We start from the raw sequence: 21,727 nt of genomic DNA, 5'->3' as shown, positions 1-21,727 counted from the left end.
TACGATGCGCTATCTTCCCCTCACCGACGCCGACCGGAGTGCGATGCTCTCGGTCATCGGCGCGGCTTCCATCGACGAGCTTTTCGCCGATGTCCCTGCCGAGGCGCGTCTTGCCGCGCCCATTGCCGGACTGCCCGCCCATGCCAGTGAAATGGCCGTGGAACGTCACATGGCCCGTCTTTCCGCTGATAGCATCACGGCTGGCTCGGTGCCGTTTTTCCTCGGGGCAGGTGCCTATCGCCACCACATTCCCGCCAGCGTCGACCACCTGATCCAGCGCGGCGAGTTCCTGACGGCGTACACGCCATACCAGCCCGAAATCGCGCAAGGCACATTGCAGGTCCTGTTCGAATTCCAGACTCAGGTCGCACGGCTGTTCGGCACCGATGTCGCCAACGCCTCGCTCTACGACGGGTCCACCGCGTGCTGGGAAGCGATCGCAATGGCCGCGCGCATCACGCGCCGCAACAAGGCGATCGTGTCGAGCGGACTGCATCCGCATTACGTCGAAACCGCAAGGACCATGGCCAAGTTCACGGGTGACGTCCTCGAAACGGCGGTGCCCGAACTGGCGCCCGCATCCGACGATGCTGCACTGGTCGCAAAGATCGATGCAGAAACGTCCTGCGTCGTCGTGCAATATCCTGATGTTCTTGGGCGCATTCCCGATCTCGCGGCCATTGCAGCCGCGGCGCAGGCGAAGGGCGCGCTCTTGATCGCGGTTGTCACGGAGCCGGTCGCGCTCGGACTGTTGAAAAGCCCCGGCAGCCTTGGGGCGGATATCGTCGTTGGCGAAGGGCAGTCTATCGGTGTGGGTCTCCAGTTCGGCGGTCCCTATCTCGGCCTGTTCGGCTGTCGCGAAAAGTTCGTGCGCCAGATTCCGGGCCGCCTCTGTGGCGAGACCGTGGATGCCGATGGCAAGCGAGGCTTCGTGCTGACGCTCTCGACGCGCGAGCAGCATATCCGTCGCGAGAAGGCGACGAGCAACATCTGTACGAACTCCGGGCTGTGTGCGCTGGCGTTTTCGATCCACCTGACCTTGCTTGGCGGGGAAGGGCTGGAGAAAATGGCCCGTCTCAGCCACTTGCGCGCGCGCCAAGCCGCCAGGCGCCTGCAAGCGGTGTCGGGCGTCGAGATCGTCAATAAGCACTATTTCAACGAGTTCGTCGTGAAGGTGCCGAAGGATGCACGGCAGGTCGTGCGTGATCTGGCGGACAGGCAGGTTCTGGGCGGTGTGTCTCTCGGGAGACTCTACCCCCGGGAACAGGCGCTTTCGGGAGGCCTGCTGATCGCGGCCACCGAGTGCACGAGCGAGGAAGACATCGAAGCGCTGGCGACCGCGCTTGCGGAGGTGCTGGCATGAACGACCTGAACCCCTCGGGCTGGCGCCCCGCCATGACTGGCACTGGCCCGGTCGAAACGATCCGCACACACACGGGCAATCGCGCGTTGCAGCTCGAAGAGGCGCTGTTGTTCGAACTCGGTTCGCCCGATCGCTCGGGCGTCGACTTCGACGAAGTGCCCGACTTCGACATGTCGGCGCTTGGCCCCATGGCGCGCAGTGACCGCCCGGACCTGCCGGGGCTGTCTGAACCCGAGACGGTGCGGCACTACACCCGCCTGTCGCGTCAGAACTACGCGATCGATCTCGGCCTGTTCCCGCTCGGCTCGTGCACGATGAAGCACAATCCGCGGCTAGACGAGAAAGTCGCGCGGATGCCCGGCTTTGCCGACGTTCACCCGCTCCAGCCGGTGCATACGGTGCAGGGAGCGCTGGGTGCGATCAACGAACTGGCGCGCTGGCTGATCGAACTGACGGGAATGCATGGCGTTGCGATGACGCCAAAGGCAGGCGCGCATGGCGAATTGTGCGGTCTGCTGTGCATTCGCGCTGCGCTCGAAGCCAAGGGCGATCCGCGCGAGGTGATCCTGGTGCCTGAAAGCGCCCACGGCACCAATCCGGCAACGGCTGCGTTTGCGGGTTATCGGGTGGAGAATATCCCGGCGACGCCCGAGGGGCGCGTCGACCTGGCGGCGCTGACTGCCCGCCTGGGGCCTGACGTTGCCGGTGTCATGATCACCAATCCCAACACATGCGGCCTGTTCGAGCGAGATCTCAAGACTATTGCCGATGCCGTGCACGCGGCGGGCGGTTACGTCTATTGCGATGGCGCAAACTTCAACGCGATCGTCGGACGCGTCCGCCCCGGCGATCTCGGCGTCGATGCGATGCACATCAACCTCCACAAGACTTTTTCCACTCCGCATGGCGGCGGTGGGCCGGGTTCGGGGCCGGTGGTGCTATCGGAAGCGCTCTCGCCCTTCGGGCCGCTGCCGTTCACGGCGCGCCAGCCCGATGGCAGCATCAGATTGATCGAGGAGGAGCAGGCGCACGAGGAGCATCCGCAAGCCTTCGGGCGCATGTGCGCCTTCCATGGTCAGATGGGCATGTACACGCGCGCGCTCGCCTACATACTGAGCCACGGAGCGGACGGATTGCGTCAGGTTTCGGGCGATGCGGTGCTGAACGCGAACTACGTTTTGCGCAGCCTCGAGGACCTGCTCGATGCCCCCTTCGGAGATTCCGGACCGTGCATGCACGAAGCGCTGTTCTCCGATGATGGCTTTGCCGAAGGGTTCTCGACGCTCGATCTGGCCAAGGGCCTGATCGACGAGGGTTATCACCCGATGACCGTTTACTTCCCGCTGGTCGTCCATGGGGCGATGCTGATCGAACCCACCGAAACCGAAAGCAAGGCTGGTCTCGACCAGTTCATCGGCGCGATGCGCTCCTTGGCCGAGCGCGCAAGGGCAGGCGACGAGATGCTGAAGTCTGCGCCCCATCTTGCCCCCCGGCGCAGGCTCGACGAGACGCTGGCGGCGCGAAAGCCGAAGCTGGTTTACAAGCCAGCCTGACGCACAAAGAAAGGGCCGCTGCGGATATCCGGAGCGGCCCTTTTTTAGGTTGGTTCGATCAGATCAGTTGATCGCTTCTTCGGTCGTGTCGGCTGCTGACTGGAGGTCCTTGCCGGCACCCTTTACGGTGTTGCATGCAGTTGCGCCGAGCAGCAGGCCGCCCATCATCGTGGCGTAAATGAACTTGCGGATCATGGTGGTCACCTTTCGAAACATTCGGCGATGCGCACAAAGCGCTTCGCTGGACTGGACGAAAGGGAAAACGCGCGGGTGGCCAGCCGGTTCCGTCAGGTCTGGGCAAGTGCGCGGCGGGTCTTGCCTAGCAGGTGTTCGCGCCATGCGATGACGAGGCTGGCACCGATGATGATCGGCGCGCCGAGCCAGGTCGATGCCGGCGGCAAATGGTGGAAAATCAGCCACCCCCAGAACGTGGCCCATGCAAGCTGGATATAGTCGACGACGATCACGCTTGCCACCGACCCGTAGCGCAAGGACGCCGTCATCGCGATCTGAGCGAACAATCCGGTAAGGCCGATCCCGCCAAGCATGAGCCAACCCGTCAGGTCATGGCTTGCACCCGTCTTGAACAGGAATAGCGCAAGTGGCGGGGCACTGAACGCCGAGAAATAGAACACGATCGTGAGGGGTTCTTCGGTGCGCCCCAGATCTCGCACCTGGATCGTCACCAGCGCGACCATCAAGGCCGCGCCTATCCCCACTGCCACGCCCAGCAATGGCAAATTCGCCGTGTCGGGCCCTGCAATGACCAGAACACCAAGCAGCCCGAGGGTAACTGCCGACCAGCGCCAGACGCCAACCCGCTCCTTGAGAACAAGTGCGGACAGGATCACGGCAAACATCGGCGTGGTGAACCCCAACACCGTCGCCTCGGCCAGAGGCAGCAACTGGACGACGCCGAGGGTCAGGAACATTCCCGATCCGCCGATAAAGGCGCGTCGGGCGTGGATCCAGGGCCTTTCGGTCTTCAAACGGGAGATCTGACCACGAAAGACGAGCCAACCAAGGATGCAGACAGCCGGCACGAACTGGCGCCAGAACATGGTTTCGGTGAGAGCGATCCCGTATTCGCCGGTCAGCTTGACCAGCAACAACATGACCGAGAACAACACTGTGGCGAGCAAGCGCAGCGCGAGTGCGAACATCGGACGATCATGCGAGGACATGCTTTGCCCATAGGCCAAGCCCCCTTGCGATCAACCCCTTAACTGGCCATGTGCGCCGCGATGGAAGACAGGTTCGTGCACATCTGGGAGTTTCACGCAGCGGTGGGCGCGCTTGCCCTGGCCGTGGCACTGATATCCGTTTGGGCCGAGCGCCGCCGGATGCGCCGCACCAACCTTGATGCGGTGGGCTTCATGCCCTGGACCGTCATCTACCTCATCGCCTTCCTCACCGCCGTCATCCTGCTCGGACTGGCGGCAAGGGAGTGGTTTGCTACCTGACCTCGCGACTTAGAGGCAGGCTTCCAGATAGGCCTGGTCGAATCCGAACTGACGCGCCTTTTCGAGCGTGTAGGGGCGAAGGCCGGATGCACGGAACTCGCCGATGATCTTGCCTTCCTCGGTCTCGTCCAGATACTCGAACTTGAACAGTTCCTGCGTCACGATCACATCACCTTCCATCCCGATCACTTCAGTGATGTTGGTGGTACGGCGCGAGCCGTCGCGAAGACGCTTGACCTGAACGATCAGGTCGACCGATTCCGCAATCTGGCGCGAGATGGCCTCCTTGGGGATCTTGATGTCACCCATCAGGATCATGTTTTCCATACGGCCAAGGCATTCGCGCGGCGAGTTCGCGTGGAGCGTACACATCGATCCATCGTGGCCGGTATTCATGGCGGCCAGCAGGTCGAAACACTCCGCGCCGCGGATTTCGCCGAGGATGATGCGGTCAGGACGCATGCGCAGCGCGTTCTTCACAAGGTCGCCGATGGTGATGGCGCCCTGGCCTTCAAGGTTCGGCGGGCGCGTTTCGAGCGGCAGCCAGTGCGGCTGTTGCAGGCGAAGTTCGGCGGCGTCTTCGATGGTGAGCACGCGCTCGCCCGGATCGATCATCTTCGAAAGGGCGTTGAGCATCGTCGTCTTGCCCGAGCCGGTACCGCCCGAGATAACCACATTCATGCGGCAGGCGCCGGCGATCTTGAGCGCGGTTGCCATCTTGTCCGACATTGAACCGAAATCGCGCAGCATGTCGATCGTGATCGGCTTTTCGGAAAACTTACGAATGGAGATCGCGGTTCCGCGAAGGGACAGCGGCGGCACGATCACGTTGACGCGGCTGCCGTCCTTGAGGCGGGCGTCGGCCAGTGGCGTGGTCTGGTCGACACGACGGCCGACCTGATTGACTATGCGCTGGGCGATCTGGAACAGGTGACTTTCGTCGCGGAAACGGATCGGGGCGAGCACGAGCTTGCCCTTCTTTTCGATGTAGGTCTGCTCGGGTCCGTTGACCATAATGTCCGAGATGTCGGGATCGTTGAGTAGTTCCTCGAGCGGTCCGAAGCCCAGCAACTCGTCGATCAGGACCTTTTCCAGCGCGAATTGTTCGCGCCGGTTCAGCGTGACCTTCAGTTCGGCCAGCACTTCCATGATGATCGGTCGGAATTCTTCCGACAGTTCTTCCTTGGTCAGCGTGGCGGCGGCTTCAGGATCAACGCGCTCGAGCAGGCGCGGCAGCACCTGTTCCTTGATCTTGTGGACCGAGGCCTCGAAGCCTTCTGCCTGGTAGTTGCCCTCGTTGACGCCATTGGCACGGTCGGCCAGGCGCGTCAGTGCATCCGCCTTGAGCGAAGCTGCGTTCCCGCTGTCGCCGGTATCAAGGTCTGGCAGGGGGGGGAACTGGTCCCCCCCCATCGGTAGCGGCACGGGAATAGGCGCCTGCCCGCCTGCGGAGGCGTTCTGTTCACCGCTCTTCATTGGGCGCGCAATGCCGAAAGACGGCCGCGCACCACCCGAAGTTCCAGTGATTCCGTTCTTTCGCCCGAAAGCGCTCATCAGCAATTCCCGTCCGATTCAGGAGCCGGTTGCACCAGTTGCGATGCTGCGGTCCATGTTCACCGAAGGGAATTACCTGCGAAACTTTGAAGATTTGCTAACGACGTTCGTGGCTTGCCCGAGCCGCCCAAGGTCTTGCCAAACATCGTTAGTGCTATCTTAACGACGTCTCGGTAATCGACGAGAAAGCGAATGTGACGGGGGTTGAATTCATGCAAGCTGCCAAACAGGTCTATTCGGCATCGGCGCAGGCAATTGCTGGCCTGCCGATCCTTGATGGTTTTTGGCAAGGTGCGTTGAACTCCGATCCGTGGGGTGCGCGCCGCTGGATCGCCTCGCTCCTCGCGATCCATCAGCCTGAACGCATGATACCGCTCGATTGCCCTTGGTGGAATGTTGCCGCCACGCGCCATATCGACGCATTTCTTGCCGCGCGCCCGGACGCACGCGTCTTTGAATATGGCTCGGGTGCCAGCACTGCTTGGCTCTCGCGCCGGGCCCGCGAAGTCATCAGCGTCGAGCATCATGCAGGGTGGCACAAGCGCCTTGGCGAACTCATCGCGGATCGGGCGAACGTCAGGCTGTGGCATCGCGATCTTGCCGGTCCGGGTTATGTCGGCGCGATTGCCGAAGCGGGTGGCGCGTTTGATCTGATCGTGGTCGATGGTCGCGACCGGAATGCCTGCCTCGCCCGTGCGATGCCGTTCCTCAAGGCCGATGGTGTGATCCTGTTCGACGACACCGGTCGTGGACGCTATCGCAATGCCATCAAGTCCTGCGGACTCAAGGAGGAGCGGCACTTCGGCAGGTCCTACTGCGTGCCTTATCCTGACTTTACCAGCATTCTTCATGCCTGAGTCTGAACGGCAGGATTCTCCTGCCGGTTCCGGTTCCCGAAACTGGCGACGGCGAGGTGCCCGTCTGGGCAGCGCCGCCATACTGGCAGTGTGCGTTGGCTTCATCGGCGACCGACTTGTCCGGCTCGACCCGGCGCAACTGCTCGATCATGCCTCATGGCATCTTGGCGCGGCCATGGTGGCTGCGCCGCTTCTTTTCGCGACATCCGACAAGTTGCTGTCTGCAGCGTGGTCCTCGCTCGCCGGAGCCGATGGCTTGCTGCCATCGCGTCAGGTCGATGCGATCTATGCGCGCGGGGGTCTTGCAAAGTACCTGCCGGGTTCGGTCTTCCAGTACGCCAGCCGACAGGTGGACGGTGCAGCGGCCGGACTTGCCCACGGCAAGCTTGCAAAGGCCAGTGCAGCAGAGATTGCGCTCCACTTGCCTTCGAGCATGATTGCTGCCGGATTTGGCGTTGCCCTGACTGAATTCCCGGTTCCCACGGTGGCTTGTGGACTGGGGGCGCTGTTCGTCGCTCTCCGGTCTCGCGATCCTTTGCTGCGTGCAGGCACGCTTCAGTTTGGAGCGTTTCTCTGTTTTGGAGCCGCTGCGGCGGTGGTCGGGGCTGCCCTGCTGCCGGCAACTGCGTCGCTGGGCCTGTTTGGAGGCCTGTTTCTGCTCTCGTGGCTTGCAGGCTTTCTTGTGCCCGTGGCCCCAGGCGGCCTGGGCGTTCGGGAAGCGGCACTGTTGCTGCTTGCCGGACAGCAATTTTCGGCAGGTCCGCTTCTCGCATGCGTCCTGGCTTTGCGCCTGGCCTCTATCCTGGGTGACGTCCTGTTCGGCGTCAGCGCACTGGCCCGTTATCGCAAGCGCGCCTGAAGCGAACCAACATCAAATGAAATCGCGTCATCAAAACGACGTGAAGTGAGGTTCCGCAGGAGCTTCCTGCGCCGGTACCTTCAGGTTGCGGCCCCAGACCAGTTTCGTCGGCCGTGCGCCAACCACGTGCCGACCGCGGTCAAGCACGATGACTTCACCCGGCTTGTGCTCGACCCCGTCAACCGTCGCAGCCGCAAGGCCCGTCACGGTGTAAGGACCGGGCACGCGAACATCGATTTCGCGGCCCGCTGCGCCTGAAGGCAGGTCAAAACCGGCGACCCAGAAAGGTCCCCAGAAATGCAGGTAAGTTGAACGGAGCATCGCGAGATCGGCAGGCAGGAATTCGCCGACTTCCCGCCGGGTTTCAAGCGCATCCTTGAACATGACATCATCGTTGACGACCAGAGGCACCGTTTCGCTACGCATCGTCTCCACCAGGCTCGGCAGCTGACCCGTCAGGTAGCGTTCCGTGCCCCAAGGAGTCATGAAGGCGTTGACCTTGCGAAATTGGCCTATCATCGCGCAGCTGTCGAAATAGGCAACCGGCCCGCCGAATATCCGGCTCGCGGCATCGACAAGCTGGCGCTGCTTGTTGATCGGGCTGGGCTTCTCGAGCGCAAGAACTGCGATCGCGCTCAGGACGAACACCGCGGCAAGAAACCGCGCGTCGTATCTGCGCACGGCGGCCGGGATGATTACGGCAAGCGAAACTGCCACGGGGGCGAGCATGAACACGTGATAGTAAGGCGCCGTGTTATGGTAGAATCCCAGGGTGGTGAGCGGCAGCCAGAAGCCTGTCAGCGCGATCCGTTCCACGACCGGCCGCTTTGACGTCACCAGAAAGACCGGCGCAAGCAGGACGAGGATCGTCACGATCGGAGAGAGCGCCGCGCCCTTGATGTTGTGCAGGATATAGGGGTGGTAGGTGAGGCTGAACATGCGGTCGGCCGATGCGCCCAGCACTTCCTTGCTGCTGCGACCGAACGTCTCGACAATGCCAAGCGAGTGCAGGAAATAGGCCCCCGCAAATGTCGCCGCTGCGACGGCCGCCACTTTGACCAGCGACGCGATGAAGTCGCGACGGTCTTCGCATTCCTGCCAGCGCAGCCACACCAGCCCGGCAAAGGCCGGCGCATAGAGCACCGACTTTATCGTCACCATGGCGGCAAGACCGCCAAGTACGCCGGCAACCGCGATCCAGCGCCCGATCAATGGGCGGCAGGCAAAGACCCACAGGCAACCCATCAGGAGCGCCGTTACCGGCGGATCATAGCGATAAGACGTTCCGTGCTGCATCACGTAGGCCGCGGAAAGATAGGCGAGCGCGCACAGATAACCCGTGGTCCGGTCGGCAAACCTTGTCGCGATTCCGACGATGGCGGCCAGCGTTGCCCATTCGCATGCGGCCATGAACAGGCGGATGATGATCACGTGATCGATCGCGTTCACCGGCAGGCCCGGCACCCAGGCAAACGGCCGGGTAAAGAAGGTCTGGAGAGGTTGGTCGAGCGTGCCGTTGGCGGCGAGCACGGTCAGGCTGTAGTGCCAGAACTCGTCCCAATTGACCGCACGATGGAATACCAGCGGAAGCTGCAGCAGGACCACGAGGACGAGCGCTGCCTTGACCAGGCGGGCAGTCGGGATCGGAGCTTGCTCTACCGGACGAGCATTCATCGGCATCGCGCTCACGCTGCGACCTTGCCCGTCGATCCCTGCGCCTCCGGTACGTTACCTTGTGCGGTTTCGCGCAGAGCAGCCACGTCCTGCTCGAGCCTGCGCACATGGCCAAGCGTTGCTTCCATCAGCTTGCGATTGGCACCGATCAGCTCGGCAAGCACGCCCATGAGCCCGGTGAGGATGCCGAGCACCAGCAAGGCTCCGCCGAGCACAAGTGACTGGATGTGACCATCGCCGTTGCCCATGGCCCAGAGCGCGATGAAGCGGATGACGGGCAGCAATCCGACGAAAGCGATGCTTCCGCCGATCATCGCAAACGTGCGCAGCGGATTGTAGGTCGCGTAGGCCCGACCCATCGTCATCAGCTGGCGCGAGATGAACTGCGGGATCGAGGAGAACAGGCGCGAGGGGCGCATTGTCGGATTGGTGCGGATAGGCACGCTGACAATCTTGAACCGCTTGCGCCCTGCCTGGATCAGCATGTCGGTGGTGTAGCTGAATTCGGTCGTGATCGTGATGCGCTGGGCAACGGTCCGGCTGATCGCACGAAAGCCACTGACCGCGTCGGTTACGTCGGTGCGCGACAGATTGCGCACGACCGCACTGCCGAGGCGCTGCAGCAATTGCTTGAACGGGCCGAAGTGTTCATTGCGGCCCACGCCGCGGTCACCGATGACGATGTCGGCCTCGTTGGCAACGATCGGAGCGACAAGTTTGGCGATGTCCTCGCCAACATACTGGCCGTCGGCGTCGGTATTGACGATGATGTCTGCCCCTGCGGCCAGGGCCGCGTCGAGCCCGCTCTGGAAAGCTGCAGCAAGGCCGCGATTTCGGCGGTGCCGAACGACATGATGCGCACCGAACCGGCGGGCGACATCGGCGGTGCCGTCGGAACTGCCATCGTCGATCACCAGGATTTCGATCTTGTCGATACCCGGGATCCTCCGGGGAAGGGCGACCAGCGTGTCCGGCAGGCTGGCGGCCTCGTTAAGGCAAGGAATCTGGATGATCAGCTTGGTCATTGTGCCCCGTCCCGTCCGCATGGTTGCAGTCCGTCAATCAGGGTTGATAGGCAGTCGTGGTTAACTCCCGGTAAAGACCTTGGATCGGCGCTGGTCTGGCGGATAAAGGCAGGGTAGAGGCGGGGCGCGAACCAATGCGGGTATGCGCGATCTGGAGCAGTTGCATTGCAGGACAGTCACAGATCGGCTCTGCTTTTTGCGCTCTTCGGCTTTGCGCTGCTCTCGGTCGGGGACATCCTCGTAAAAGGCATGGCGGGGCTCTGGCCCGGCACCGCGCTGGCCGCGCTGCGCTATGTGTTCGGAGCGCTGGGACTGGGCGCGACGCTGGCGATCCGCGAAGGCCGGTCGGGCTTCCGCTTTCCCGAGCCTCGCTGGCAGCTGATCCGAGGCGTGAGCGTGGGCACCTCGGCCATTTCGTTCTTCAGCGCCGTGCAACTCATGCCGATCGGTGAGGCGACCGCGCTGTCGTTCACCAGCCCGATGATCACGGCCTTGCTCGCGGCAGTCATACTGAAGGAGCCGCTGCGCAAGGAGACTTGGATTGCCAGCGGAATTGCCTTTGCGGGTGTCCTGATGATCCTCCGGCCCAATTTCAGCGAACTTGGTATCGTAGCGCTCCTGCCGCTGATCTCGGCCACCTGCATGGCAATGCTGATCATCGCCAATCGCAAGGTTGCAGGGAAGAGCAGTGCTTTGTCGATGCAGTTCAGCGTTGCCTTTATCGGCATGATCTTCCTGCTGACAGCCGCCACCCTCGCGCATTTCTCCGGCATCGCGCGCCTCGCGATCGTAACGCCGCCCGCGATCGTCGTGGCGAAATGTGCGTTCATCGCGTTCAGCGCCTCGTTCGCACACGCCTTCATCTACATGGCAACCACGCGCGCCGGCGCTGCAACGATTGCGCCGATGACGTATGTCCAATTGCTCATGGCAGGAGGGTTTGGCTGGCTTTTGTTCAGCGAACGACCGGACGCAATGACAGCGGTTGGCGCAGTCGCCATTGTCAGCGCGGGGCTTTACCTTTGGCGTTCGGGGCGCGGACCGGCCGAGCCCGTGACGACCGACTGATCATGGATCCGGTCAAGCGACGGGTTTGAAGTGCCGGTCCTGAACGAGCCCGCCAACGGCTAGAGCGCCTCCAGAAGAGGGGAAAGGTCCGGAAGTATTACCGAAGGCCGATCCTTCTCCGGCAGGGCCGCATCGGAGGCCATAACGCCTGTCGCCATTCCCAGGGAATGTGCGCCGACCGCATTGGCCATGCGCATTTCGAGGGCGGGGTCATCGCCCACCACCACGATATTCTTCGTCGCAGATCGCGGCAGGCCCATGATCTTGAGCGCGGTCTCGAACGCGACGCGCGCGGGCTTTCCGAGGATGCGCGGGCGCTTGCCGGTCATCGCGGTCAGCATGGCATTGATCGGGTAGCTTGCGCCGATCGCGCGGCCATTTTCGGTGGCGAAGAATGGCACGTTGCTGGCGGTGACAAGCTTGGCGCCGTGCCACAGCGAATGGCACCCGGCCTCGAGCGCTGCGAAATCGAACTCGCGAAACCAGCCGGTGTAGACCGCGTGGACGCCCTCGGCTTCCTCCGATGGACCGATCACTTCCAGACCGGCTTCGATCAGCGGTGCGGCGCAACCCGCGTTGCCGAGAACGCGGACCTTGGACATGCCCGTCCGTGCAAGCCAGACGGCGGCGGAGGATGACGGGGTGAGCATCTGCCCGTCGTCCACCGGAAATCCCGCATTGCGAAGCGATTGCGCGTAGGCAGCAGGGGGCTTTGCCGTGCCGTTGGTGAAAACGACAAAGGGCGTGCCGCTGGACTTGAGCGCTTCGAGAACCGCGATGGCGTGGGGAAGGGCGCGATGCCCGCCGCTTTTGGAATCACCCAGCGCGATCGTGCCGTCCATGTCGAAGATGTAGCCCGCGGCATCCTTGAGACGCGCCTTGAAATCCTGCGAAAAAATCAAAGCGATGCTCCAGCGTGAAGGGCCATGCGGAACGATCCGCGTTCGACCACGATGTCGCGCGCATCGGGTCGCGCGGCGAGTTGGCGCAGCAGGGATATGATCGGTGCGGCCTCGGGGGTGTATGTTGACCGCGATGGCCCCGATGCCAGCATGGCGTCGACCTGCTCGCCCGGCATGACCGCGCGCAGCAGGAACTCCTCGTCCGGCAGGTGCGTGCCGAATTGCCGGCGCAGGTCAGCAAGTGCAGGGAACATCGGCTCGTTTTCAAGCTCGCGCGAACGCGGGCGATCCATGATTGTTGCCAGAACGTCGCTGCTAACCGGTGAGGTCGGCTTGCCGAACTTACCCATGCAGTAGCGGATCACCTGATCCGAAACCTGCGCGTAGCGCCGCTCGCCGATCACGTTGAACAGGGCCTGTGTCATCACCATCTGCGGGAACGGCGTGACCATGATCGGATAGCCGAGATCGGCGCGTACCTGTCCGGTTTCCTCGATGACCGCGCCCATCCGGTCAGACAGTCCGAGTTCCTCGAGCTGGCGTGCGATCGTGGTCATCACGCCGCCGGCAATCTGATGGCGCAGGAAACTTGCGTCGAAGTTCTGTGGGCGACCGGGCGGCAAACCTTCAGCACTGGCGACCTTGTTCCAGTAGCTTGTCAGTCGGGCGAGGGCGGCCTTGTCGATATCCACCGCGAAGCCCGCCTCCTCGAGATTGGCGACCATCCGGTTCGCCTCGGGCAGCGATGATCCGTCGCCTCCCGGCCCGACGCCCACGTGGATCGCCGAAATGCCCAGCTTTGCCGCCTCTAGGCTTGCCATCATGCCGAGCCCGACGGTTGTGTGCGCATGTATCTCGAGCGGCTTGTTGCCGATCGCAGCCTTGATTGCCGGCACCAGGGTCCGCGCACGGTCCATGCTGAGCAGGCCAGCCGGGTCCTTTATGTAATAAAGATCAATGTCCTCGCTCTTGCCGACTTCGCGCGCAAAGTTCGCGTAGAACTCGTCGGTATGGATTTCGGACAGGGTGAAGGTCAGCGCGCACATGACCTCGGCGTTGCCCTCTTCCTTCACCAGCCGCGCCGCCTCGATCACGGCAGGGATCTCGTGCATCGGATCGAGCAGCACGAAGCGGCCGACGCCGTTGGCCTGCAGCGCGCGATAGACCAGGCGCATGAATTCCGGGTCAGCCTGCTGCCATGCGATGAAACGCAAGCCGGTGGTTATGAACTGCAAGGGCGTGGTCGGCATCGCCGCGTGCATCCGTCGCAGTCGTTCCCACGGGTTGTTCTGGAAGTAGCGGACGGCCACGGCCATGTGGCTTGACGATGTGAAGTCGATGGCGCGGAAACCGCAGGCCTCGGTCAGCGCGGCGGCCTGCAGCATGTGCGCGGTGTTCAGGCCAGTTGCCCCCCACAGGCTCTGGTTGCCGTCCCGCATGGTGACGTCCACGAGTCTGATATCGGTCATTGTGCGAGCCCTGCGAGAAAGCCGGTGTCGACGCCACCTGCGATGAAGCGCGGATCGACGGCAATTCGGCGGTGGAGTGGCGCCGTGGTCGGCAGACCTTCGATGTGCAGGCTTGCCAGCGCGCGCGTCAGCCGGTCGACGGCTTCGTCGCGTGTCGCACCGTGCACGATCAGCTTGCCCATCAGCGAGTCATAAAACGGGGGCACTTCGCCGCCATTTGTGATGTGGCTGTCGACACGAACGCCTTCGCCTGCCGGCCATGCCGCGCGGGTGACGCGTCCTGGCGAGGGGCGGAAGTCCGCGTCCGGGTCTTCGGCGTTGATGCGCACCTCGATTGCATGACCGCGCGGGCGGATCATCGCCTGCGTCAGGCCCAAGGGCTTGCCCGAGGCGACGAGCAATTGCTGTTCGACCAGGTCGACTCCGGTGATCGCTTCAGTCACGGGATGCTCGACCTGAATGCGCGCATTGAGTTCGAGGAAGAAGAACGAGAAGTCGTCGGCATCGACAAGGAATTCGGCTGTCCCCGCGCCGCAATAGCCAAGATGGCGCGCCAGACGCACTGCTGCATCCTCGATGCCCGCACGCGCCGCTTCGGGCATGGCCGGGGCGGGGGCTTCCTCCACCAGCTTTTGGAACCGGCGCTGGATCGAGCAGTCGCGCGTGCCGAGGTGGATCGCGCTTGTCCCATCACCCAGCAATTGCACTTCGACGTGGCGACCGCGCGCAACGAACCGTTCGACATAGACAGCTGCATTACCGAACGCCGCCTGCGCTTCGGCCTGCGCCATGTCGAGCGCGGTATCAAGGTCCTCTGCCCGGTCGACGCGCCGCATGCCCTTTCCACCGCCGCCCGCCACGGCCTTGAGCAACAGGGGGTAACCTGTCTGCGCGGCCCGGGTATGGACGTCTTCGCGCGCAGCAGCTTCGCCGCCGGGCAGTACGGGGAGGCCCGCTTCAACCGCCAGAGCGCGGGCGGCCAGTTTGTCACCCATGCCTTCCAGTGTGGCGATATCGGGTCCGACAAAGCGCATTCCGGCAGCCATGACTGCGCGCGCAAAAGCGGCGTTTTCCGAAAGGAAGCCGTAGCCGGGATGAACCGCGTCGCATCCGGCGCCAACGGCTGCGGCGACCACGCGGTCGATATTCAGATAGCCTTGCGACGAAGGGCCCGGGCCGACGATCGCGACATGATCGACGAACTTTGCTGGCAGAGAGCCTGCATCGGCTTCCGACGCGCCCAGCACGCTCTCCATACCCATGCGACTAGCCGTGCGCGCGATGCGCAGCGCGATTTCGCCGCGATTGGCAATGAACAGCTTTCGGATCGGCCTGCCGGTCATGCCACGCGCACCAGCGCATCGCCCTTTGCCACGAGCGTACCGTCGGCGACGATCAGTTCGCTAACGGTGCCTGCCCGTCCGGCATGGACCGGGTTCATCAACTTCATCGTCTCGACGATCCCGATCACCGTCTCCGGGCCAACCACGTCGCCCACCTTGATGAACGCCGGCGCGCCGGGTTGCGGCGCGTGATAGAACGTGCCGGGCAGGGGCGAGCAGATCGCGTCGGGATCGGCCTGTGCCAGGACCGCACTCGTCGCGGCTTCTCCCGAGGCACCGGCCCACTGCCATTCCTGGGTCAGGCCGCCATCTTTGCCATCGCCCTTGGCGACGCGCAGGCGGAAGCGCCGAGTTGCCAGATCGAGTTCGCGATACCCCGATTTTTCGAGGATTGCCGCGATCTCGGCAACGTCTTCGTGATTGAGCGGCAGGTCATCTGTCATGGAATCATCAAGCCTTTGCGGCGAGCATTTCGCGGGCGGCGGCAATTACCGCATCCGAGAAAGCTTCGTCGTTGAAATGGGCGTCGACGGCGGTCACCGGCACGTCTTCCGGCATCACCTTGCGCAAGTATTCGGCAAAGGGACCGGGTACCGACAGGTCGAGCAGGTGGCCTGCATTGCTGTCGTGGCTCGAAAAACCTTGGAGCGGAGTGAACACGCGAACCGGTCCCTTCGCTTCGCGCACGTTCGCGGCAATGTGGTCGGCGAGCTTTTCGAGATCGGCAACATTGGTGCGTACCGCGGTGAGTTGTGGGTTGTGTTCGTGATAGCGCCGTCCGGGGAACTGGACCTCGGACACGTTGATCGGTCCGCCGATGATGAAATCGGCGTTTCCGAACGAAAGGATCGTCGGGATACCCTTGCGCAGCGGCGCCCTTCCGCGATCGGGCCCGGAATCTGCCAGCCCGCCATTGAGGTGATCGAGCACTTCGGTCTGCGACAGGTCGAGGACCAGTGCAGTGTCCTTGTCCGCGGCCAGAGCGTCGAGCGTGGGGCCACCGGCGCCGGAGGAGTGGAACACCATCACCTCACAGCCATCGGACTCCAGCGCTTGCCGGATACGCTTCACGCTCGCCTCGGTCGTGCCGAGCGTCGTGATCAGCACAAGCGGCTTTGCCGCGCTCGTATTGGGCTTGTAGCCCTTGGCCATTCCGGCGACGGCATTGGCTGCGTTGCGGAATACATCGTGGCTGATCGTGTTGATGCCCGAGATATCGGTCACCGCGTTCATCATCGCGATGTCCTTCACACCCATGTACGGCTTGGTAAAGCCCGATGCCATGGTGGAGACGATCATCTTGGGCAGGCCATAGGGAAAGCTCTGCATCAGCGCGCCGGCAAGCGCCGACCCCATCGAGCCGCCAACGGCAAGGATACCGCTCAGCGGCTCGCGCGCATGCCATTCCAGCGCCGCCGCGATCGCACCTTGGATCATTGCACCCTGGCACTTGCCTTCGTGGCCGAGAGCCCGCACGTCCTCAATGGTCATTCCGGCGGCTTGCGCTACCATCTCGGGCGAGATTTCCGCGCCCCCGATGGTGCGTCGCACGCTCGGGTCGAGATGGACGACGCGCACGCCGGCCTCCTCGAGCACGGCCCTCGTGAAGCGCGCTTCTTCTTCCTTGGTGTCCTGCGTGCAGACGAACAGCACGCTCGGCCTTTCGGTCATTGCCTGTGTCATTGTTTTCCTCTCCGTCGTCCCCTTGCTGCGACACTATGGTTGACTTTGCACCAGTCATTCGGGATTTTGCGTTCCATAAGGTGAAACGTAGAATTCACCGGGAGCGGAATGATGCTTGATCGCAAGGTGAAAACAGTGCGTGCGCTCGAACGCGGGCTTGACGTGCTGATCGAGGTGCAGACGCGCAAGGCGGCAAGCCTGCATGAATTGCATCAGGCTACGGGCCTGCCCAAGGCAACGCTTTTGCGGATGCTGGTGACGCTCGGTCAGAAGGGGCTTGTCTGGCAGAGGCTCGCCGACGGTGCCTATCTGCCCCACGTCGAGCGCATCGAGAGGGCGCCGGTGACATCGTCGTCTCACATCGCGGAAGTGGCCTCGCCGCACATGAAGGCGCTCTCTACGCGCGTCGCCTGGCCGTCGGTCCTTGCCGCACCGCGCCTCGATCACATGGAAATCCTCGAAACGAACAGTCCGTTGTTCAAGCTGGACTCTGCAATCCTCGGACCTGTCGGTGTGAAGCTGTCCTACATCCACACTGCCACCGGCCGCGCCTATCTGGCAGCGTGTGGTGATGCCGAGCGCGATTCGATCATCAACCGCCTGCGTCCAAGTAACGCGCCTGATGGCAGTGAAGCCGAACTGCGGCAGATGCTCTCCCAGGTTCGACAGAGGGGATATGCAACGCGCGATCCGCTGTTGCCCTGGCCCGATCGGTCAAAGCAGCTGATCCTGCGTGATGGCCGGCGTTCGATGGCCGTGCCGATCATCGTGTCAGGGGCCCCGATCGCAACCATCAACGTGACCTGGCCGGGCCGGCGCGGCGCCGATGAGGAAGTGGTGCAGCGCCATCTTGAGGCGCTCAAGGCTACTGCGCGCGCGATCGGCAAAGCGCTCGAGATGAATCCAAATTAGTTCCATCTGGTGAAATCTGTTTGTCTGACTGATTAATTCCGAGGCGAGAATGAGGAATGGTGCACGCAGGGAGACAGTCTGAAATGCGCCAGTGGCTTGTTAGCAAAGGTTCGACATCACTCGACGGCCTCCGGCTTGAAGAGGTGGACGCACCAAGTCCCGGTCCGGGTGAAGTGCTGGTGCGTGTTCGCGCCTGCTCGCTCAACTATCGCGATCAGATCATACCACTCGGCTTCTATATGGGCGGCGTCGTTCCGCACGACACAGTTCCGCTTTCGGACGGGGCGGGCGAAGTCGCCGCCGTCGGCGAAGGCGTAACTTCGGTGAAGGTCGGCGATCGTGTCGCGGGCATTTTCTTCCAGGACTGGATGGACGGCCCGCCAAATCCTGCAATGGGCGTGGCGCTTGGCGCACCGCCAGCCACCGGAATGCTGCAGGACTACGTCGTCCTGCCGGAGCACGGTGTCGTGCCGCTGGCGAGCAGTCTTGATTTCACGCAGGCCGCTTGCCTGCCATGCGCCGGCGTCACCGCATGGAACGCGCTGATGGAAGGGCCGCGACCGGTCAAGGCGGGCGAGAGCGTTCTGATCCTCGGTACCGGGGGCGTCTCGCTGCTCGCACTGCAGATCGCCAAGGCGGCGGGGGCACGTGTCATCGCAACATCGTCGTCGGATGAAAAGCTAGAGCGCGTAAAGGCCATGGGCGCCGATCACGTGATCAACTATCGCACCACGCCCGAATGGGGCGCCGAGGCGGCGCGTCTGGCCGGCGGCGGCGTCGACCATGTCGTCGAAGTGGGCGGAGCAGGCACGCTCAAGCAGAGCATCGCGGCTGTGGGCTTTGCCGGCGAGATTGCGCTCATCGGCGTGCTCACACGGGAAGGGGATACCAATCCCCATGGCCTGATGTTCAAGGGTGCATCGATCCGCGGCATCTTTGTCGGTTCTAAAGTCATGGCGCAGCGCTTGAATGCGTTTGTCGATGCGCACGGAATCAAGCCCGTCGTCGATCGCAGTTTTGCGATGGAGGATGCGCGCAAGGCTTGGGAATATCAGTCTTCGACCGGACTTTTCGGGAAAGTTGCAATTAGTCTCTGACCTGCAATCATGAAGCGTCGATCGCCCGATAGAGGCGGAGGCGCCGGAGAGGAAAAGGATGACGATCCAGCTGGGCTTCGGCCAGCCAATGGGGGGCGTTATGCAGACCGCGTTCGTGGTCGCAGACGTTCGTGCGTCGATTGCGCACTTCCAGCGCGACTGTGCAGCGGGGCCGTTCTTCCTGCTGGATAATTTCCTCGGCCCGGATCAGATCTATCGAGGCGCGCAGTCGAGCGCGGACGTGACGATCGCCATGGGTTTTGTCGGCCATATGCAGATCGAACTGATCCAGCCGCTCGATGACAACCCTTCGGTCTATCGCGAGACGATCCAGCAGCGCGGCCATGGTTTCCACCATTTCGGGATCGCCTGCGAGGATGTGGACGCGGCGCTGCCAGGATATCTCGAAAGAGGGTACGCGGTTGCCTTCAAGGCGGCTGTGCCGACCGGGGGAAGCGTCGCTTACCTCGAAGGCGGAGATGCGGCGGCTCCCGGATTCCTGGAGCTCATACCGGCGACGCCGGGAATGGATGCGCATTTCACCGCCATGTGGAAGGCCTCGCAAGGTTGGGATGGACGCGACCCGATCAGGCCTTTCATCTGATCACAAGAACAAGACGAAACGGGAAAGAGGGCAAGGCATGGCGGATACACAGCGCAAGGGCGGAGGTTACCAGGCTTGGGTGGTCGGGCTGCTCAGCCTGAACTTCGGGATCCTGTTCTTTGACCGCAATGCGCTCAATTTCCTGATGCCGTTCGTTCAGCCCGACCTGCAGCTGTCCAATACGCAGGTTGGCATGTTCAGTTCTGCGCTGTCGCTCACGTGGGCGCTGTCGGGTCTTCTTGTCGGGCGCATCTCCGACAAGCTGGGGTCGCGCAAGCCGGTGGTGGTCATCGCCACGATCGCGTTCTGCCTGTGTTCGTTCGTGTCGGGCATGGCGTCATCGTTCATGATGTTGCTCGGCTCACGCCTGTTGATGGGCGCGGCTGAAGGTGGCGTAATGCCGGTCAGCCATTCCATGATCGTGTCAGAGGTCGCCCCCGAACGGCGCGGCATGGCGATGGGAGTGGCGCAGAACCTTGGCTCCAACCTGCTCGGTTCGGGACTGGCGCCGGTGCTGCTTGTCCCTGTTGCAGTGGCCGTGGGCTGGCGCACCGGCTTCTACCTTGCCGCCATCCCCGGCCTCATCACGGCGGCGCTGATCTGGTTCACCTTGCGCGAACCGCCGGTAGAAGTTCACAATGAAGCATCGCCAAAGGTCACGCTGCGCGAGGCCTTCTCGCATCGCAATGTCATCCTGTGCGCGCTTATTTCGATCCTGCTGGTGTCCTATCTGGTCGTCTGCTGGGCGTTCATGCCGCTGTTCCTCACCAAGGGGCGCGGTTTCAGCCCGGACACGATGAGCTGGCTGATGGCGACGCTCGGCATTTCGGCAGGCATCGGAAGCTTCGTCGTTCCGGCAATCTCGGACGCAATCGGTCGGCGTCCGGTCATGATCTTCTTCTCGTTTCTCGGCGTGATCCTGCCGCTTGGCGCCATCTACTTCCAGGGATCGGCCATCGTGCTGGCCGCCATCTTCTTTGTCGGTTGGGGGCTCAATGGTCTGTTCCCGATGTTCATGGCAACGATCCCGGCAGAGTCGGTCGACCCGCGCCTGACCGCGACCCTTACAGGTGTGGTCATGGGTACGGGTGAAGTCCTTGGCGGTGTCGTCAGCCCGTTCATGGCTGGCTATCTTGCCGATATCTACGGCCTTTCCGCGCCACTCTGGCTGATGTTCGGCTGCACGATCCTGGCGGGGATCCTCACGCTCGGTCTGGTTGAATCCGCGCCGCGCGTGGTGGCACGGCGGGCATCGCCGGCACTCGCGCCAAGCGTTTGAAAGCAGGAAAAGAACCATGAGCGCGCTTCTCAAGTTCTATACCAATGACGTTCCGCCGCCCGAGCGGGCACGCTACTGGAACGAGATCGCCGACCGCGCCTTTACCGGCACGTTCGTCAACGTTCCCAGCGAAGATTTCACCGGCAAGATGCTCGCCTGGCGCGTGGGCGACCTCGACATGATCCGTACCAACTCCACCCGGTCTGCCGTAGGACGGACGCCGCTTCCGCAGGATGATGAGCGGCTCATTCTCCATCTGCAATGTCGCGGCACCAGCGAGCATCTGCAGAATCGCGCCGAGTGCTTGCTGGAGCCAGGGGATTTCGTGCTGGCAAGCCCGCACACGCCCTATTCCATCAAACTCACCGGGCACGAGATGCTCGTGGTGGAATTTCCCCGCGCCCCTCTGGCCGAACGTTTCCCCGGCGTCGACGACGCCCTTTTGCGCCGCATGTGCGGCGCCACGCCCGGTGGCCGGGTGTTCCACGATTTCCTGCTGTCGCTGTGGCAGCAGGGCGAGCGTGCGTCACAGGATCCCGAGTGGGAAAGCGGGGTCAATTCTGTATTCTATGATCTGGCTGCTCTCGCCATGCGCGGAGCGCAACGGCCATCGAGCGACGCAGGCGACGCCGATCTCGGGCGTCGTGTGGTTGCCATGGTAGAGGCCAATCTTGAAGACCCCGCCCTGCGGACCGCGTCGATCGCCGATGCCTGCAACATCTCTGTCCGGACAGTGCAAAACGTCTTCGCAGCCATGGGCACAACGCCGAGCGCTCACATTCTCGAGCAGCGCCTGCGCCGTGCTGCGGACCGTCTTGTCGCCAGGCCCGATGCCAGCATCACCGAGATCGCGTTCGAACTGGGCTTCAACGACAGTGCTTATTTCACGCGCTGTTTTCGGCAGGAATTCGGGGCGGCACCACGCGACTGGCGATTGGGGCGATAGAGTTCGGGCAGGGGCGCATTGGGGCGTGCGCTTCTGTCCTGATCAGCTTGCGCACCAGTGCAAGCGGCAAACGAAG

The 21,727-nt window shown here is 62.9% G+C and carries 21 protein-coding genes; 11 read left to right on the top strand and 10 right to left on the bottom strand.

The genetic code is table 11. The annotated features are described in order from the left end of the window. Window positions 1-4 precede the first annotated feature (4 nt). Window positions 5-1,363 (top strand): aminomethyl-transferring glycine dehydrogenase subunit GcvPA, encoded by a 1,359-nt coding sequence (gene gcvPA, locus AC2A04_RS01920; RefSeq protein ID WP_484210621.1) that lies wholly within the window; start codon window positions 5-7, stop codon window positions 1,361-1,363. Next, window positions 1,360-2,916, top strand: a complete 1,557-nt coding sequence (gene gcvPB, locus AC2A04_RS01915) for an aminomethyl-transferring glycine dehydrogenase subunit GcvPB (protein ID WP_484210620.1) — start codon at window positions 1,360-1,362, stop codon at window positions 2,914-2,916. The genes gcvPA and gcvPB overlap by 4 nt, the downstream gene beginning before the upstream one ends. Window positions 2,917-2,979: 63 nt before the next feature. Here gcvPB and AC2A04_RS01910 read toward each other — a convergent pair whose 3' ends face one another. Together AC2A04_RS01910 and AC2A04_RS01905 are read right to left on the bottom strand one after the other, a co-directional pair. After that, window positions 2,980-3,111, bottom strand: a complete 132-nt coding sequence (locus AC2A04_RS01910) for a hypothetical protein (RefSeq protein WP_484210619.1) — start codon at window positions 3,109-3,111, stop codon at window positions 2,980-2,982. A gap of 92 nt (window positions 3,112-3,203) precedes the next feature. Next, on the bottom strand, window positions 3,204-4,100 hold the full coding sequence (locus tag AC2A04_RS01905) for a DMT family transporter (protein WP_484210618.1): 897 nt from the start codon (window positions 4,098-4,100) through the stop codon (window positions 3,204-3,206). Window positions 4,101-4,160: 60 nt separating this feature from the next. Here AC2A04_RS01905 and AC2A04_RS01900 point away from each other — a divergent pair, with 60 nt between their 5' ends. Next, window positions 4,161-4,379 (top strand): hypothetical protein, encoded by a 219-nt coding sequence (locus AC2A04_RS01900; protein ID WP_484210617.1) that lies wholly within the window; start codon window positions 4,161-4,163, stop codon window positions 4,377-4,379. Between the two features lie 9 nt (window positions 4,380-4,388). Here the strand turns inward: AC2A04_RS01900 and AC2A04_RS01895 are convergent, their stop codons facing one another. Continuing rightward, on the bottom strand, window positions 4,389-5,933 hold the full coding sequence (locus tag AC2A04_RS01895) for a TadA family conjugal transfer-associated ATPase (protein ID WP_484210616.1): 1,545 nt from the start codon (window positions 5,931-5,933) through the stop codon (window positions 4,389-4,391). 212 nt (window positions 5,934-6,145) lie between these two features. Here AC2A04_RS01895 and AC2A04_RS01890 point away from each other — a divergent pair, with 212 nt between their 5' ends. Next, window positions 6,146-6,790 carry a class I SAM-dependent methyltransferase gene (locus AC2A04_RS01890; RefSeq protein ID WP_484210615.1) on the top strand — a complete coding sequence of 215 codons (645 nt, stop codon included), beginning with the start codon at window positions 6,146-6,148 and terminating at the stop codon, window positions 6,788-6,790. Next, window positions 6,783-7,649, top strand: coding sequence for a hypothetical protein (locus tag AC2A04_RS01885; protein ID WP_484210614.1), 867 nt, complete (start codon window positions 6,783-6,785; stop codon window positions 7,647-7,649). Before AC2A04_RS01890 ends, AC2A04_RS01885 begins: the two co-directional genes overlap by 8 nt. Window positions 7,650-7,679: 30 nt before the next feature. Here the strand turns inward: AC2A04_RS01885 and AC2A04_RS01880 are convergent, their stop codons facing one another. After that, window positions 7,680-9,338 carry an ArnT family glycosyltransferase gene (locus tag AC2A04_RS01880; protein WP_484210613.1) on the bottom strand — a complete coding sequence of 553 codons (1,659 nt, stop codon included), beginning with the start codon at window positions 9,336-9,338 and terminating at the stop codon, window positions 7,680-7,682. Next, window positions 9,335-10,348 (bottom strand): glycosyltransferase family 2 protein, encoded by a 1,014-nt coding sequence (locus tag AC2A04_RS01875; protein ID WP_484210612.1) that lies wholly within the window; start codon window positions 10,346-10,348, stop codon window positions 9,335-9,337. Before AC2A04_RS01875 ends, AC2A04_RS01880 begins: the two co-directional genes overlap by 4 nt. 165 nt (window positions 10,349-10,513) lie before the next feature. Here AC2A04_RS01875 and AC2A04_RS01870 point away from each other — a divergent pair, with 165 nt between their 5' ends. Beyond that, entirely contained in the window at window positions 10,514-11,416 is a 903-nt protein-coding gene (locus AC2A04_RS01870) for a DMT family transporter (protein ID WP_484210611.1), read from the top strand. A 59-nt stretch (window positions 11,417-11,475) separates the two neighbouring features. On the opposite strand, the gene AC2A04_RS01865 is transcribed toward AC2A04_RS01870, so the two are convergent. The 5 genes from AC2A04_RS01865 to AC2A04_RS01845 are packed head-to-tail and all read right to left on the bottom strand — an operon-like array spanning window position 11,476 to window position 16,801. After that, window positions 11,476-12,318: an HAD-IIA family hydrolase gene (locus tag AC2A04_RS01865; protein WP_484210610.1), complete on the bottom strand. Its 843-nt coding sequence runs from the start codon at window positions 12,316-12,318 to the stop codon at window positions 11,476-11,478. Further along, window positions 12,315-13,787, bottom strand: a complete 1,473-nt coding sequence (locus AC2A04_RS01860) for a biotin carboxyl carrier protein (RefSeq protein ID WP_484210609.1) — start codon at window positions 13,785-13,787, stop codon at window positions 12,315-12,317. Before AC2A04_RS01860 ends, AC2A04_RS01865 begins: the two co-directional genes overlap by 4 nt. After that, window positions 13,784-15,130 (bottom strand): acetyl-CoA carboxylase biotin carboxylase subunit, encoded by a 1,347-nt coding sequence (locus tag AC2A04_RS01855; protein ID WP_484210608.1) that lies wholly within the window; start codon window positions 15,128-15,130, stop codon window positions 13,784-13,786. Before AC2A04_RS01855 ends, AC2A04_RS01860 begins: the two co-directional genes overlap by 4 nt. After that, entirely contained in the window at window positions 15,127-15,573 is a 447-nt protein-coding gene (locus tag AC2A04_RS01850) for an acetyl-CoA carboxylase biotin carboxyl carrier protein (RefSeq protein WP_484210607.1), read from the bottom strand. Before AC2A04_RS01850 ends, AC2A04_RS01855 begins: the two co-directional genes overlap by 4 nt. Before the next feature lie 7 nt (window positions 15,574-15,580). Continuing rightward, window positions 15,581-16,801 (bottom strand): Tm-1-like ATP-binding domain-containing protein, encoded by a 1,221-nt coding sequence (locus tag AC2A04_RS01845; RefSeq protein ID WP_484210606.1) that lies wholly within the window; start codon window positions 16,799-16,801, stop codon window positions 15,581-15,583. Window positions 16,802-16,924: 123 nt separating this feature from the next. On the opposite strand from AC2A04_RS01845, the gene AC2A04_RS01840 reads away from it, so the two are divergent. From AC2A04_RS01840 to AC2A04_RS01820, 5 genes are all read left to right on the top strand, one after another. Continuing rightward, the gene (locus AC2A04_RS01840; protein WP_484210605.1) at window positions 16,925-17,725 is read left to right on the top strand and encodes an IclR family transcriptional regulator domain-containing protein; all 801 of its coding nucleotides are present in this window, start codon (window positions 16,925-16,927) and stop codon (window positions 17,723-17,725) included. 83 nt (window positions 17,726-17,808) lie between these two features. After that, window positions 17,809-18,822, top strand: a complete 1,014-nt coding sequence (locus AC2A04_RS01835) for a zinc-dependent alcohol dehydrogenase family protein (RefSeq protein WP_484210604.1) — start codon at window positions 17,809-17,811, stop codon at window positions 18,820-18,822. 58 nt (window positions 18,823-18,880) lie between these two features. Then, on the top strand, window positions 18,881-19,426 hold the full coding sequence (locus AC2A04_RS01830; protein WP_484210603.1) for a VOC family protein: 546 nt from the start codon (window positions 18,881-18,883) through the stop codon (window positions 19,424-19,426). Between the two features lie 37 nt (window positions 19,427-19,463). Next, window positions 19,464-20,705, top strand: coding sequence for an MFS transporter (locus AC2A04_RS01825; protein ID WP_484210602.1), 1,242 nt, complete (start codon window positions 19,464-19,466; stop codon window positions 20,703-20,705). Window positions 20,706-20,721: 16 nt separating this feature from the next. Beyond that, a complete protein-coding gene (locus AC2A04_RS01820) occupies window positions 20,722-21,651 on the top strand; it encodes a helix-turn-helix domain-containing protein (RefSeq protein ID WP_484210601.1) in 930 nt (309 codons plus the stop codon). Window positions 21,652-21,727: the final 76 nt, after the last annotated feature.

It is taken from the genome of Novosphingobium sp. HNCC26DJ243, from assembly GCF_057180545.1.
The sequence above is the reverse complement of the archived record's forward strand: the minus strand, read 5'-3'. Positions and strand labels throughout refer to the sequence as shown.